Annotated in this window: 14 protein-coding genes; 12 read left to right on the top strand and 2 right to left on the bottom strand. The window is 62.4% G+C overall.

The window, feature by feature from the left end:
- Positions 1-104: 104 nt before the first annotated feature.
- The 5 genes from ABH945_RS02380 to cysM all read left to right on the top strand — a co-directional run bounded on the left by ABH945_RS02380 (position 105) and on the right by cysM (position 5218).
- Positions 105-1508, top strand: coding sequence for a UDP-glucose dehydrogenase family protein (locus ABH945_RS02380; RefSeq protein ID WP_074765085.1), 1404 nt, complete (start codon positions 105-107; stop codon positions 1506-1508).
- A complete protein-coding gene (gene rfaE1, locus ABH945_RS02385) occupies positions 1474-2481 on the top strand; it encodes a D-glycero-beta-D-manno-heptose-7-phosphate kinase (protein ID WP_074765083.1) in 1008 nt (335 codons plus the stop codon). The genes ABH945_RS02380 and rfaE1 overlap by 35 nt, the downstream gene beginning before the upstream one ends.
- Positions 2482-2573: 92 nt before the next feature.
- A complete protein-coding gene (gene rfaD, locus ABH945_RS02390; RefSeq protein WP_429249604.1) occupies positions 2574-3566 on the top strand; it encodes an ADP-glyceromanno-heptose 6-epimerase in 993 nt (330 codons plus the stop codon).
- Positions 3567-3643: 77 nt separating this feature from the next.
- A complete protein-coding gene (locus ABH945_RS02395; protein WP_429249605.1) occupies positions 3644-4018 on the top strand; it encodes a ComEA family DNA-binding protein in 375 nt (124 codons plus the stop codon).
- A 297-nt stretch (positions 4019-4315) separates the two neighbouring features.
- On the top strand, positions 4316-5218 hold the full coding sequence (cysM, locus tag ABH945_RS02400) for a cysteine synthase CysM (RefSeq protein WP_074765077.1): 903 nt from the start codon (positions 4316-4318) through the stop codon (positions 5216-5218).
- A gap of 118 nt (positions 5219-5336) precedes the next feature.
- On the opposite strand, the gene mltB is transcribed toward cysM, so the two are convergent.
- Positions 5337-6578: a lytic murein transglycosylase B gene (mltB, locus tag ABH945_RS02405; protein WP_429249606.1), complete on the bottom strand. Its 1242-nt coding sequence runs from the start codon at positions 6576-6578 to the stop codon at positions 5337-5339.
- Positions 6579-6829: 251 nt separating this feature from the next.
- Here mltB and ABH945_RS02410 point away from each other — a divergent pair, with 251 nt between their 5' ends.
- A complete protein-coding gene (locus ABH945_RS02410) occupies positions 6830-7753 on the top strand; it encodes a histone deacetylase family protein (RefSeq protein ID WP_429249607.1) in 924 nt (307 codons plus the stop codon).
- A 58-nt stretch (positions 7754-7811) separates the two neighbouring features.
- Complete coding sequence (locus ABH945_RS02415) at positions 7812-8618, top strand: enoyl-CoA hydratase (RefSeq protein ID WP_429249608.1); 807 nt, start codon at positions 7812-7814, stop codon at positions 8616-8618.
- Between the two features lie 115 nt (positions 8619-8733).
- On the opposite strand, the gene ABH945_RS02420 is transcribed toward ABH945_RS02415, so the two are convergent.
- Positions 8734-9657: a lysophospholipase gene (locus tag ABH945_RS02420; RefSeq protein ID WP_429249609.1), complete on the bottom strand. Its 924-nt coding sequence runs from the start codon at positions 9655-9657 to the stop codon at positions 8734-8736.
- Between the two features lie 242 nt (positions 9658-9899).
- Here ABH945_RS02420 and ABH945_RS02425 point away from each other — a divergent pair, with 242 nt between their 5' ends.
- The 5 genes from ABH945_RS02425 to ABH945_RS02445 all read left to right on the top strand — a co-directional run bounded on the left by ABH945_RS02425 (position 9900) and on the right by ABH945_RS02445 (position 14384).
- Positions 9900-10934, top strand: coding sequence for a methionine ABC transporter ATP-binding protein (locus ABH945_RS02425; RefSeq protein ID WP_429249610.1), 1035 nt, complete (start codon positions 9900-9902; stop codon positions 10932-10934).
- Complete coding sequence (locus tag ABH945_RS02430; RefSeq protein ID WP_074765067.1) at positions 10924-11577, top strand: methionine ABC transporter permease; 654 nt, start codon at positions 10924-10926, stop codon at positions 11575-11577. The genes ABH945_RS02425 and ABH945_RS02430 overlap by 11 nt, the downstream gene beginning before the upstream one ends.
- A 51-nt stretch (positions 11578-11628) precedes the next feature.
- Positions 11629-12435 (top strand): MetQ/NlpA family ABC transporter substrate-binding protein, encoded by an 807-nt coding sequence (locus ABH945_RS02435; RefSeq protein ID WP_429249611.1) that lies wholly within the window; start codon positions 11629-11631, stop codon positions 12433-12435.
- A 249-nt stretch (positions 12436-12684) separates the two neighbouring features.
- On the top strand, positions 12685-13434 hold the full coding sequence (locus tag ABH945_RS02440) for an electron transfer flavoprotein subunit beta/FixA family protein (RefSeq protein ID WP_074765062.1): 750 nt from the start codon (positions 12685-12687) through the stop codon (positions 13432-13434).
- A gap of 14 nt (positions 13435-13448) precedes the next feature.
- Positions 13449-14384, top strand: coding sequence for an electron transfer flavoprotein subunit alpha/FixB family protein (locus ABH945_RS02445; RefSeq protein ID WP_429249612.1), 936 nt, complete (start codon positions 13449-13451; stop codon positions 14382-14384).
- The last annotated feature ends 89 nt before the right edge of the window (positions 14385-14473 follow it).

Here is a 14473-nt window from a genome sequence, read left to right on the forward strand (position 1 = left end):
CGTGCCTTGACGAGGCGAGGGCGAGCGCGGCATCGAAGGCGCGGGCGGAATTCGCCACGGGTTCATCATCGGCATCATCACCGAAATCTTCTAGCGGAAAGCGTATGAAAATTACCATCATCGGCACTGGCTATGTGGGCCTCGTTACTGGTGCGTGTCTCGCCGAGATCGGCAATGACGTGTTCTGTCTCGACGTCGATCCGCGCAAGATCGAAATCCTCAACAACGGCGGCGTGCCCATCCACGAGCCGGGCTTGCAGGAAATCATCGCCCGCACGCGCGCGGCTGGCCGCATCACGTTTTCGACCGATATCGAAGCGAGCGTGGCGCACGGCGACGTGCAGTTCATCGCCGTCGGCACCCCACCCGACGAAGACGGCTCGGCCGATCTGCAATACGTGCTCGAAGCGGCCCGTAACATCGGCCGCACGATGAACGGCTTCAAGGTAATCGTCGACAAGTCGACGGTGCCGGTCGGCACGGCTCAGCGCGTGCGTGCGGTGGTCGAGGAAGAACTGGCCAAACGCGGTCTCGCCAACAGCGAACAGCACCGCTTTTCGGTCGTGTCGAATCCCGAGTTCCTGAAGGAAGGCGCGGCCGTCGACGACTTCATGCGTCCCGACCGCATCGTGCTCGGCGTCGACGAAGACGAAGCCGGTCAGCGCGCGCGCGAAATGATCAAGCGCCTGTATGCGCCGTTCAACCGCAATCACGAACGCACGCTGTATATGGACGTGCGCTCGGCGGAATTCACGAAATACGCCGCGAACGCCATGCTTGCCACACGCATTTCGTTCATGAACGAAATGTCGAATCTGGCGGATCGCGTCGGTGCGGATATCGAATCGGTGCGTCGCGGGATCGGCTCCGACCCGCGTATCGGCTATCACTTTCTATATGCCGGTTGCGGCTACGGCGGCTCGTGCTTCCCGAAGGACGTGCAGGCGCTGATCCGCACGGCAAGCGAAAGCGGTCATAACCTGCGTATTCTCGAAGCGGTCGAGGAAGTGAACTACAGGCAGAAAGACGTGCTGGTCCAGAAGGTCACGGCCAAGCTCGGCGAAGACCTGAGTGGCCGCACATTTGCCGTGTGGGGTCTCGCGTTCAAGCCGAATACCGACGACATGCGCGAAGCGCCGAGCCGTCGCGTGATCGCGGAACTGCTGGCGCGCGGCGCAAGCGTGCGCGCATACGATCCGGTCGCAGTGGACGAAGCGCGCCGCGTGTTCGCGATGGATCTGCATGACGCGCCCGAGCAGCTCGCGCGCCTGACCTTCACGGGCACGCAGGACGAAACGCTCACCGCCGCCGACGCACTGGTGATCGTGACCGAATGGAAAGAATTCAAGAGTCCGGATTTCGTGCATCTGAAATCGGTGCTGAAGTCGCCGCTGATTTTCGACGGCCGCAACCTGTACGAACCGGACGCGATGACCGAACTCGGCATCGACTATCACTCGATTGGACGCCCTTATGCCCAACCCTCTGAACTTCCGGCCAATGCCTGACGCCGTGCCCGCGACTCCGGCATCCACACCGGCACCGGAACTCACGGTAGTGCCGCGCCAGCAACTCGGCGCCGCGCGCGTGCTGGTGGTCGGCGACGTGATGCTCGACCGCTACTGGTTCGGCGATGTAAACCGTATTTCGCCGGAAGCGCCGGTGCCGGTGGTGCATGTGCAGCGTCAGGAAGACCGCCTCGGCGGCGCCGCGAACGTCGCGCGCAATGCGGTCGCGCTGGGCGCTCAGGCTGGGTTGCTCTGCGTGGTCGGTCATGACGAGCCGGGCGAGCGCATCGTGCAACTACTCGACGAGAGTGGGGTCACGCCGCATCTCGAACGCGATCCGGCGTTGCTCACCACGATCAAATTGCGCGTGCTGTCGCGTCAGCAGCAGCTGTTGCGAGTCGATTTCGAGAACTCGCCCGCGCACGAAGTGCTGCTCGCGGGCCTCGCGCGATTCGACGAATTGCTGCCGTCGCACGATGTGATTCTGATGTCCGATTACGCGAAGGGCGGTTTGACGCACGTCACGCAGATGATCGCGAAGGCGCATGCCGCGGGCAAACCGGTGCTGGTCGATCCGAAGGGCGACGACTGGGAGCGCTATCGCGGCGCGACGTTGATCACGCCGAACCGCGCCGAATTGCGCGAAGTGGTCGGTCAGTGGAAATCGGAAGAAGACCTGATCGCGCGGGTGTCGAAGCTGCGCGCCGATCTGCAATTCAAGGCGCTGCTGCTGACGCGTTCGGAAGAGGGCATGACGCTCTTCTCTGACGACGGCATCCTGCACGCATCGGCCGTAGCACGCGAAGTGTATGATGTCTCGGGTGCCGGCGACACCGTGATCGCCACGCTCGCGGCCATGCTGGGCGCGGGTCTCACGCTGGTCGAGGCGGTCGGGCTCGCCAATCGCGCGGCCGGTATCGTGGTCGGCAAACTCGGCACCGCCACCGTCGATTACGACGAACTCTTTCATTGATGCAGCCCGCCGGGTTCCTTCGATATGCGCCGTCCGGCGGCATGAAGAGGAATTCGCGGGGCGTCAGCTGAAACCAATTTAAGCAGGCCATCATGACTCTCATCGTCACCGGCGCGGCCGGTTTTATCGGCAGCAACCTCGTGAAGGCGCTCAACGAGCGCGGCGAACAACGCATCATCGCCGTCGACAACCTCACGCGCGCGGACAAGTTCAAGAATCTGGTCGATTGCGAAATCGACGACTATCTCGACAAGAACGATTTTATCGAGCGGTTCAAACGCGGCGACTTCGGCAAAGTACGCGCGATTTTCCACGAAGGCGCCTGCTCGGACACGATGGAAACCGACGGCCGCTACATGATGGAAAACAACTTCCGCTACAGCCGCGAAGTGCTCGAAGTCTGCCAGGCACAGAACATCCAGTTCCTGTACGCGTCGTCGGCGGCAACTTATGGCGGGTCGAGCCGCTTTGTCGAAGAACGCGAAGTCGAGCAGCCGCTGAACGTGTACGGCTATTCGAAGTTCCTGTTCGACCAGGTGATCCGCCGCGTGCTGCCTACCGCGACAAGCCAGATTGCGGGCTTCCGCTACTTCAACGTTTATGGCCCGCGCGAAACGCATAAGGCGCGCATGGCGTCGGTCGCGTTTCACAACTTCAACCAGTTCCGCGCCGAAGGGAAGGTCAAGCTGTTCGGCGAATACAACGGTTATGCAGCCGGCGAGCAGACGCGCGATTTCGTCTCCGTCGAAGATGTCGTGAAGGTCAACCTGTTCTTCTTCGACAACCCGGACAAATCGGGCATCTTCAATCTCGGCAGCGGCCGCGCGCAGCCGTTCAACGACATCGCGAGCACGGTGGTCAATACGTTGCGTTCGTTGAATAACGAGCCGGCGTTGCCGCTTGCGGAGCAGGTTCAGCGCGGGCTGATCGAATACATTCCGTTCCCCGACGCGTTGCGCGGCAAGTACCAATGCTTCACGCAAGCCGACCAGTCGAAGCTGCGCGCAGCCGGTTATGACGCGCCGTTTCTGAGCGTGCAGGAAGGTGTCGACCGGTACGTGCGCTGGCTGTTCGGCCAGGTGTAAATAATTCGGATACCTCTTTAAACTGGAATCTCCCGGTTGACGATGTTCGCCAACCGGTTGTACGAGGGAGATTCCATATGTTTCGAAAAATTCTGGTTACCGCGGCCATGCTGGCCGCCTTCGGTCACGCGTACGCGGCGGTCGACGTCAACACGGCTAACGAAGATGCGCTGCGCGGCATCAAGGGCATCGGTCCGGCCAAAGCGAAAGCCATTCTCGACGAGCGTACAGCGCATGGTCCGTTCAAGGACCCGGCCGACCTCGGCAAGCGCGTCAAAGGCATGGGCGGGCATACCGTCGAGCGCCTGCAGGCGGAGGGTCTCGCTGTCGGTCCGGCTGGCGCGGCTGCTAACGCGCAGGCTGCGGCGACTTCACAGGCCAAAGGCACGACCGTTTCGGCCGATACGTCCAAAGCCAACTCCGCCAACCCCACGGTGGTCGTGAAGAAATAGCGTCGTGCGGGCTGCGTCCGCGGCCCGCTGCCATTTGTTTCCCCCTTCATGGTCGGAGTGAAGCAGCACACTCCTTCAGCTGTCATGCAAATGACTGGCTCCCGCGGTACTCAGCCGCGGGCTTTTTGCGATCCGGTTCCCGTTGAATCTGTCTTCGCGTGTCGACGCGGCGCTCAGCATGGGAGACAAGCGGACTCGTGCATCCATGCGAGCAGCAGGGCCGCCCGGCAACGACGGGCACGGTAGTTTAGAATCGACAGATTGCAGACTCCCCGCAGCGACAGCACCCGAACCGATATGGCTTACAAAACGATTGAAGATACGATCGGCAATACGCCGCTCGTGCAGCTGGTCCGGCTTCCCGACGACGAAATCCGCAGCCGCAATAACGTGATCCTTGCCAAGCTCGAGGGGAACAATCCTGCTGGGTCGGTGAAAGACCGTCCGGCGTTGTCGATGATCAAGAAAGCGGAAGCGCGCGGGCGTATCAAGCCGGGCGACACGCTGATCGAATCGACCAGCGGCAACACCGGTATCGCGCTGGCCATGGCGGCGGCGATCCGTGGCTACAAGATGGTTCTGATCATGCCGGAAGATCTGTCGGTCGAGCGGCGTCAGAGCATGGCCGCCTACGGCGCGCAGATCATCCTGACGCCCGTCACCGGCGGCATGGAATACGCGCGCGACCTCGCCGAGCAGATGCAGCGCGAAGGCAAGGGCATCATCCTCGACCAGTTCGCGAACCCGGACAACCCGGCGGCGCACGTCGAAGGCACGGGTCCGGAAATCTGGCGCGACACGGAAGGGCGCATCACCCACTTCGTTTCGTCGATGGGTACGACCGGCACGATCATGGGCGTGTCCGCTTATCTGAAGACGCAGAATCAGGCGATCGAGATCATCGGTGCGCAGCCGGAAGAAGGTTCGCGTATTCCGGGTATCCGCAAATGGCCGGAAGCTTATCTGCCGAAAATTTTCGACCGTAGCCGCGTGGATCGTGTCGAGAACGTGAGCCAGGCGGCTGCTGAGGCAATGGCGCGGCGCATGGCGTCGGTCGAAGGTATCTTTGCTGGCATCTCGTCGGGCGGAGCGTGTGAAGTGGCGCTGCGTATCGCGCGCCAGGTCGAGAATTCGACGATCGTGTTCATCGTTTGCGATCGCGGCGACCGTTATCTGTCCACCGGGGTGTTTCCTGCGTAAGTAGGCCGTGTGGGTCAGCGTTACGGTAGTCAAATAAAAAGCGCCGGTCAGTTAAAAACTGACCGGCGCTTTTTTGTACGACTCACGCCTGGGGCGCACCCGGCGCCTACCATTCAAACTATTGCGAAGGCGAAGCCGCGCTCGACGAAGCGCCGTTCCCGTTGCTGATCGCATTCATCGCGTCGCTGGCCTGCATCTGCTGCTTGATACGCTGCCCCAACTGATAAACCGCCAGCGCATAAAAGAAACTGCGGTTATAGCGCGTCAATACGTAAAAGTTCTTCAGACCCAGCACGAACTCGGTGCCGCGTCCCGGAGACGGCAGATCCACCACCGTCACCGGCGTGCCCGCTTCGGCCGCGACATCGACATCCGGCTGATTCAGCAGCAAGCCGGCGCGCAGCAGCTGCGAGAGCGGCCAGCGCGGTTCAGGCTGACCATCGGCGGCAGCTTGCGCGACGCCCAGGCTGCCCGCGTCCGAGCCGATTTTCCACACTACCGGCCGGCCGCTTTCCCAACCGTTCTGACGCAGATAGTTCGCTACGCTGCCAATCGCATCCGCCTGATTGGTGCGCAGGTCGATCTGCTTGTTGCCGTCATAGCTCACCGCATATTTGACGATGCTGCTCGGCAGGAATTGCGGAATACCGATTGCACCCGTGTACGAACCGAGCACGGTGGTCGGATCGATTTGCGAATCGCGTGTCCAGACCAGGTAGTCTTCGAGATTCTTGCGGAAGGTCACCTGACGATCTCCGCGATTCGCCGTAGCCGGGTAGTCGAAGCTGAGCGTGGTCAGCGCATCGAGCACGCGGAAGTTGCCCATGAAGCGGCCGTAAATCGTCTCCACCCCGAGAATGCCGACGATCACCTCAGGCGGCACGCCGAACTCCTCGTACGCGCGTTGCAGCGTGGCCTGGTTCGCGCGCCAGAAGCGCACGCCCGCGTTGATTCGCACCGGGTCGAGGAAACGCGACTGATAAACGCGCCAGTTCTTGACCGTGGGCGACGGCGACGGCGTCACGAGCTTGACCGCGGTCGCCGAATAACTCGCACCGGCAAACAGCGCGTGCAGCGCGGCCGGATCGAAGTCGTAGCGCGCGACCATATCGTCGATGAACACGTTGACGTCGGGATTGTTCGCGTAGCGCTGCGGGATGATCTCTTCTTCGAAAGTTTGCCCTTGCTGCGCGGCCGGTTGCGGCTGGCTTTGCGCAACCAGCACCGGCGGTTTCTTGCCGACGCTTTGCGCGACAGCCGGACTGGTTGCCATGAACATGCACGATGCAACGGACAATGCGGTGGCCAGCGTGCTGATGCGTAGCCGGTTTCGTGCGGACAGAGCAAGCTTGACGGTCATAGTGTGCAAAGAGGCAGAGCGAAAGAGACGGGAAAAAGGTTCGGGGCAGTATACCCGACGCCTTCTGCAAAACCGCGTCTAACACGCTGCGGGAAAGTCCCAGCGGCGGTGCCGCATTGCCATCGCATCGCAGCCACGTTCGGCGCGACGTCGTGTGGTAACTTGATAAATGTTGGCGCGCCGAGGGCGCGCGCCCCCTGGATGGAGACACGCAGCGCGCGCTTCGAACGCGCGGCGCCGCAGAAGAAAACATGGCAACAGGTTTTTATTCCCACGCCGATTGTCTGCTGCACGACATGGGGCAATGGCATCCCGAATGTCCCGCGCGTCTGCAGGCCATCGAAGATCAACTGATCGCAAGCCGCATCGACTCGCTGATCGAGCGCGAGTCGCCGCCGCTCGCCGACGAAGCCGCGCTGCTGCGCGTGCATACGCAGGCGCATGTCGATTACATCCGCAGCCGTTCGCCCACTGAGGGCATCGCCGAGATCGATCCCGATACGACGATGAATCCGCATACCTGGCAGGCTGCGTTGCGCGCGGCGGGCGCGGCCGTGGCGGCGACGGACGCGGTGATCGAAGGCCGTTACGACAACGCCTTTTGCAGCGTGCGCCCGCCTGGTCATCATGCCGAGCCGGCTCGCGCGATGGGCTTCTGCTTCTTCAACAACGTCGCGATTGCCGCGCGTCACGCGCTCGACGTGCACGGCATGCAGCGCGTCGCGATCATCGACTTCGACGTGCATCACGGCAACGGCACCGAAGCGGCATTTTCGGGCGACCCGCGGGTGTTGATGTGCAGCATCTTCCAGCATCCGTTCTATCCGTTTACCGGTGCCGACAACCAGGCGCCGAACATGTGCAACGTACCGATGCCGGCGCGCTCGAAAGGCATGGCCGTGCGTGAGGCGATCGACATGCTGTGGCTGCCGCGTCTGCATGACTTCAAGCCGGAGATGCTGTTCATCTCGGCGGGCTTCGACGCGCATCGCGAAGACGACCTCGGCAACATGGGTCTCATCGAAGACGATTACGCGTGGATCACCGATCAGATGCGCGAGATCGCGAAACGCTATGCGCGCGGGCGGATCGTCAGTTGCCTGGAGGGCGGATATAACCTGTCGGCGCTCGGGCGCAGCGTGGTCGCGCACGTGCGGTCGCTGGCGGGAATCTGAGCCGGCGTGCGCGCCGCGGGGTCGGGGCAAACGCAATGAGAGCAAAGAGGAGCCAGCCATGAACGCTAACGACGCACGCAACGCCTCGCTGGTCGAGGTCGAACACGACGCGTACGGCGTCAAGGGCGTCGTGAGTCTGACGATGAACCGGCCCGACGCTTTCAACGCGTTATCCGAAGCATTGCTCGACGCGTTGCAAAACGCGTTGAACGGAATCGCGCAATCCAGCGACGCGCGTGTGGTCGTGATCGCCGCAGCAGGCCGTGCGTTCTGTGCGGGACACGATCTGAAGGAGATGCGCGCGGCGCCGTCGCTGGCTTATTACCAGGCGCTATTCGCCCGCTGCACGAAACTGATGATGACGATCCAGCGGATGCCGCAACCGGTGATCGCAAGAGTGCAGGGCATTGCGACGGCGGCGGGCTGTCAACTGGTCGCGATGTGCGATCTGGCGGTGGTGGCGGATACCGCGCGTTTTGCCGTGTCCGGCGTGAACCTTGGGCTGTTTTGCGCGACGCCTTCGGTGCCGTTGTCGCGCAATCTGTCGCGCAAGGCGGCGCTTGAAATGCTGCTGACCGGCGATTTCATCGATGCCACCCAGGCGAAGCAGCAGGGCCTCGTGAACCGCGTCGTTCCGTCAGATGCGCTCGATGCGGAGTTGGCCAGGCTCGCCGCCAGCATCTGCGCGAAACCCGTCGAGGCGGTGAGCGCGGGCAAGGGGCTGTTCTATCGTCAGCTCGAGATGGGGATTGAAGCGGCGTATCAACTCGCCGGTCAAACGATGGCCTGCAACATGATGGACGACTCCGCGCTGGAAGGCGTGCAGGCGTTTATCGACAAGCGGGCGCCGGACTGGAAGCGCTAAGCGCTTCTGCTATCGCGTGCTGCGTCACGCAAGCGCGACGGTCGTGACTATCGCGACCATCGCCCCCGGGCAGCAGCCATTGCGCTCGATTCCGTTGCCCAAGAGCTAGCGTCCCTCACGCCCGAACCAGCCGCCTCTCGATCCAGTCGATCAACCCACCGATCACCCGGTCCCGATCCATATCGTTCATCGTCTCGTGATAACTGCCTTCGTGCAGCGTGAGCGTCTTGTCGGGCGACCCCGCATGCTCGCCGAATTCGCGGCTGCCTTCGGGCTCGGTGAGTTTGTCCTCGGTGCCGTGAAACACGAGCAGCGGCATGCGCAGCGCTGCACGTCCACGTTCGATGCGCGCCATCGCCAGCAGCAACTCCGCGCCCGTGCGCGCCGGAATCGCGCCGTGATGCACGAGCGGATCGTTGCGATTGGCGTTCACCACCGGCTGAAGACGCGACAGCAACGCGGCGTCGATTTTCATCGCCGGAAAGCCGGGGTAGAGGCGGCTGATCACGTGACTCAACTTGAGCATCCAGCCCGGCACGTCGCGTCCGGGCGCAAGCGCCGGGCTCGACAGGATCAGGCCGTTCAGGCGGCGGCCCGTCGCTTCGAGCCGGTCGATCGCGTAGAGCGCGGCGACCGCGCCACCCATGCTGTGTCCCATCAGAAAGAGCGGGACGCAACTTTGCGCGGCCTCGTCGAGCAGAGCCTGGGCGTCCAGCAGATAGTCGTCGAAACGCTTCACATACGCCCGCTTGCCGGGCGCATGGCCGTGACCGCGCAGATCGATGGCGACCAGCTCGATGCCGACCGCGTTCAGCCTTGCGGCCAGCGCCGCATATCGTCCGGCGTGCTCGGCCAGCCCGTGCACCAGCGCGATCGTGGCGCGCGTCTGCCCGATTGCCGGCCAGCGATACAGCGGCAGGTCGACGCCGTCGGCTGTCGTCACCGAGGAGCGCGGCAGCACGGCGGTGTTGCGGCCCACGTTGACGCCGCTCGTGCGCGCATCGCCGTTGCTGCCTGAGCTATTTCGAGATGTCTCCATGATCACGGCGTATCCTGATTTTTTGGGTGGCCCGATCATAGTCGCAGTCGCGCCCGATGCGCGAACATCTCGCGTTTAACCTCCCTCTAATGCTCACAGGTTATGAAAAGATCGGAATTGATTATTAAAGGGAATGTCGGCGCTGCGGTAGAATTGCCGCCTCAAATCCCAATAAAAGCAACGGCGGCCGCTTGTCGGGAGCGTACAACGCTCGCGGACAGTCTCCGCCGTTTCGTTTTTCCATGATCGAAATACGCAATGTTTCCCAGCGCTTCGCTGGGCCCCGGGGCTGGGTCGAGGCGCTGCACAACGTCAATCTGTCGATCCCGGCGGGCGAGGTGTTCGGCATCATTGGCCGCAGCGGTGCGGGCAAAAGTACGCTCGTGCGCACCATCAACCTGCTGACACGCCCGTCCGAAGGCAATATCGTCGTCAACGGACGCGATCTGACCACGCTGCCCGCCGCGCAATTGCGCGAGGCGCGCCGCGAGATCGGCATGATCTTCCAGCACTTCAATCTGCTGTCGTCGCGTACCGTGTACGAGAACGTCGCGTTGCCGCTCGAACTCGCCGGCATGAAGCGCGATGAAATCGAAGCGAACGTGCTGCCGCTGCTCGACCTGGTCGGTCTGTCGGCGCAGAAAGACCGTTATCCGGCGCAGATCAGCGGCGGCCAGAAGCAGCGCGTCGGCATTGCGCGCGCGCTCGCGAGCAAGCCGAAAGTGCTGCTCTCCGACGAAGCGACGTCCGCGCTCGACCCCGAAACCACTCGGGCGATTCTCGACCTGCTCAAGCGCATCAACCGCGAACTGAACCTGACGATCGTGTTGATCACGCACCAGATGGACGTGATCAAGCAGGTCTGCGATCGCGTGGCCGTGCTGGACGCGGGGCGTGTGGTCGAAGAGGGCAAGGTGATCGACGTGTTCCTGCAGCCGCATCACGAAGTCACGCGCGCGCTGATCGGCGACGTGATCGCGCAGGAGCTTCCGCCTGCCATGAAGGCGCGCGTCGCCGAACGTCTGAAGACGGGCAGCGGCCACTTGTTGCGCCTCGCGTTCACCGGTTCGGGCGTCGACCAGCCGATTTTGTCGGAAACGATTCGCCGCTACGAACTCGACTTCAACATCCTGCACGGCCAGATCGACGAGATCCAGGGGCAGGCGTTCGGCTCGCTCGCGGTGCTCGCGGGCGGCGAACCGACGAAGGTGGCGCAGGCGCTGACGTATCTGCGTGAACAGGGTGTGGTGGTGGAGGAGCTTTCGCATGTTGAGTGAAATGTTCGATATGTTCGTCCAGTCGTTCTGGGAAACGCTCGTGATGGTGGGCATTTCCGGACTGGTCGGCGCGGTGGTGGGCTTGCCGCTCGGCGTGTTGCTGTATCTGACCGACCGTCAGGGTGTGCTGGAAAACGTCGCGCTGAATCGCGTGATGGGCGTGGTCGTCAACGCGGTCCGTTCGACGCCGTTCATCATCCTGCTGGTCGCGGTGATTCCGTTCACGCGTCTGGTGGTGGGTTCGTCGATCGGGACGGCGGCTGCGGTCGTGCCGCTGACCATCGCCGCCGCGCCGTTCATCGCGCGGCTGGTCGAAACCGCGCTGCGCGAAGTGGATCGCGGGCTGATCGAAGCGGCGCAGGCAATGGGCGCGACCACCAGCCAGATTGTCTTCAAGGTGCTGTTGCCGGAATCGCTGCCGGGCGTCGTCGCCGGGTTGACGATCACGTTCGTGTCGCTGGTCGGCTATTCGGCGATGGCCGGTGCGATCGGCGGCGGCGGGCTGGGCGATCTCGGCATCCGCTACGGTTATCAGCGTTTCCTGCCGGAAGTGATGCTGACCGTCGTGGTGATCCTGATCGTGTTCGTGCAACTCGTGCAGTCGTTCGGGGACTGGCTCGTGCGTCGTCTGAGCCATAAATAAATCAACAAGGGTTATCGGAACCCGCTAAAGAGCCACTCAGAAAGGTCCATCATGCAACGTCGTTTCATCCTCAAGCTGGCGGCCGCGCTGTTCACCGCGTTCGGTGCCGCGTCGCTGTTCGCGACGGCAGCCCACGCCGACGACACGATCAAGGTCGGTGTCACCGGCGGTCCCCACGCGCAGATCATGGAAGTCGTGAAGACGGTCGCGGCGAAGAACGGGCTGAACATCAAGATCGTCGAATTCTCCGACTACGTGCAGCCGAACGCTGCGCTTGCCGGCGGCGATCTCGACGCGAACAGCTATCAGCACGACCCGTACTTGCAGGCGCAGGTCAAGGATCGCGGCTACAAGCTGATCCGTATCGCGGATACCGTTACGTACCCGATGGGCGTCTATTCGAAGAAAGTGAAGACGCTCGCGGAATTGCAGCCGGGCGCCAAGATCGCGGTGCCGAACGATCCGACCAACGGCGGCCGCGCTCTGTTGCTGCTGCAAAAGCTTGGCCTGCTGAAGTTGCGCGCCGAAGCCGGTCTGAAGGCGACGCCGCTCGACATCGTCGATAACCCGAAGAAGCTGAAGATCGTCGAACTCGACGCCGCGCAGATTCCGCGCTCGCTGAACGACGTGGACGCCGCCGCGATCAACACAAACTTTGCGATGGAAGCGGGTCTGAAGCCGAAGCAGGACGCGATCGCGATCGAAGACCCGAAGGGCCCGTACGTGAACATCATCGCGATCCGCGAAGCCGACCGGAACAAGCCGTGGGTGGCCAAACTGGTCGCGGCGTATCATTCGCCCGAAGTGAAGCAGTTTATCGACACGAAGTTCGGCGGCTCGGTGATCACCGCCTGGTAGGCCGCCGGCTTACCGACGCAGCAACAGACACAGCAAGACAAGACGGCAATGCGAAATTAGAGTCATAAGTCGGGACCCGGGGTTGTCGCCCGGGTTTTTTCGAGATTAAAATAGAACGATCGTTCGATATTGCCGTCACGCCACTGAGGAGCGATATCCTCCTGCTAAAGCGCCCGCGAGAAGGCTGTCATAAGGGCAGTCGTTATAATGTTCGTTGGGTTGACGTATTCGTAACTTTGGAGCGTGTGCATGAAAATCCTGGTGCCAGTCAAGAGAGTGGTCGATTACAACGTGAAAGTCCGTGTGAAATCGGACGGCACGGGTGTCGATATCGCGAACGTGAAAATGTCGATGAATCCGTTCGACGAAATCGCCGTTGAAGAAGCCGTGCGCCTGAAAGAAGCGGGCGTCGCGACCGAAGTGATCGCCGTGTCCGCAGGCGTCGCGCAATCGCAGGAAACGCTGCGCACCGCGCTGGCGATCGGCGCGGATCGCGCGATTCTGATCGAATCGACTGAAGAACTGCAGCCGCTGGCTGTCGCGAAGCTGCTGAAGGCGCTGGTCGACAAGGAACAGCCGCAACTGATCATCCTCGGCAAGCAGGCGATCGACGACGATTCGAACCAGACCGGCCAGATGCTCGCCGCGCTGGCGAATCTGCCGCAAGCGACGTTCGCGTCGAAGGTGGTCGTCGCCGACGGCAAAGCGACGGTGTCGCGCGAAGTCGACGGCGGTGCTGAAACGCTGTCGCTGACGCTGCCGGCCGTGGTCACGACCGATCTGCGCCTGAACGAGCCGCGCTATGTGACGCTGCCGAACATCATGAAGGCGAAGAAAAAGCCGCTGGAAACGATCAAGCCCGAAGACCTCGGCGTTGACGTTGCGCCGCGCCTGAAGACGCTGAAAGTCGCCGAGCCGCCGAAGCGCTCTGCCGGTGTGAAAGTGCCGGACGTGAAGACGCTGGTCGAGAAGCTGAAGACCGAAGCCAAGGTGCTGTGAGGGAGACTGACGAAATGACGAATCTGGTAATTGCAGAACACGACAACGCGTCGATCAAGGCCGCGACGCTGAACACGATTGCAGCGGCGCAGAAAATCGGCGGCGACATTCACGTGCTGGTGGCAGGGCACAACGCGCAAGCCGCTGCTGATGCGGCGGCGAAGATCGCTGGCGTGAGCAAGGTGTTGCTGGCCGACGCGCCGCAACTCGAAGCGGGCCTCGCGGAAAACGTCGAAGCGACCGTGCTGAACATCGCGAAGGACTACACGCACATCCTCGCACCGGCGACCGCTTACGGTAAGAACATCGCGCCGCGTATCGCCGCGAAGCTCGACGTCGCGCAGATCAGCGATATCACCGCTGTGGATTCCGCCGACACTTTCGAGCGTCCGATCTACGCGGGCAACGCGATTGCAACGGTGCAATCGGCGGATCCGATCAAGGTCATCACGGTTCGCTCGACCGGTTTCGACGCCGTCGCAGCCGAAGGCGGCAGCGCAGCGGTCGAGAAGCTCGAAGCGGCAGCCGACAGCGGCATCTCGCAATTCGTCAGCCGCGAAGTGACGAAGCTGGACCGTCCGGAACTGACGTCGGCGAAGATCATCGTGTCGGGTGGCCGCGGTCTGGGCAACGGCGAAAACTACACGCAGGTTCTCGAACCGCTGGCCGACAAGCTGAACGCGGCGCTCGGCGCATCGCGTGCGGCGGTCGATGCAGGCTTCGTGCCGAACGACTATCAAGTCGGCCAGACCGGCAAGATCGTCGCGCCGCAACTGTACGTCGCGGTCGGCATCTCGGGTGCGATCCAGCATCTGGCCGGGATGAAAGACTCGAAGGTCATCGTCGCGATCAACAAGGACCCGGAAGCGCCGATTTTCAGCGTCGCCGATTACGGTCTCGTGGGCGATCTGTTCACGGTCGTGCCGGAACTGGTTAGCGAACTCGGCTAATTATCGCGGCATCATCGCGCCGTAGCGTCGGGTAAAAGGCGTCTGGCAGCACACGAAGGGCGCAGGACCGATCAAGTCCAGCGCCCTTT

It is taken from the genome of Paraburkholderia sp. GAS333 (assembly GCF_050435665.1).
GTDB lineage: Bacteria > Pseudomonadota > Gammaproteobacteria > Burkholderiales > Burkholderiaceae > Paraburkholderia > Paraburkholderia fungorum_A.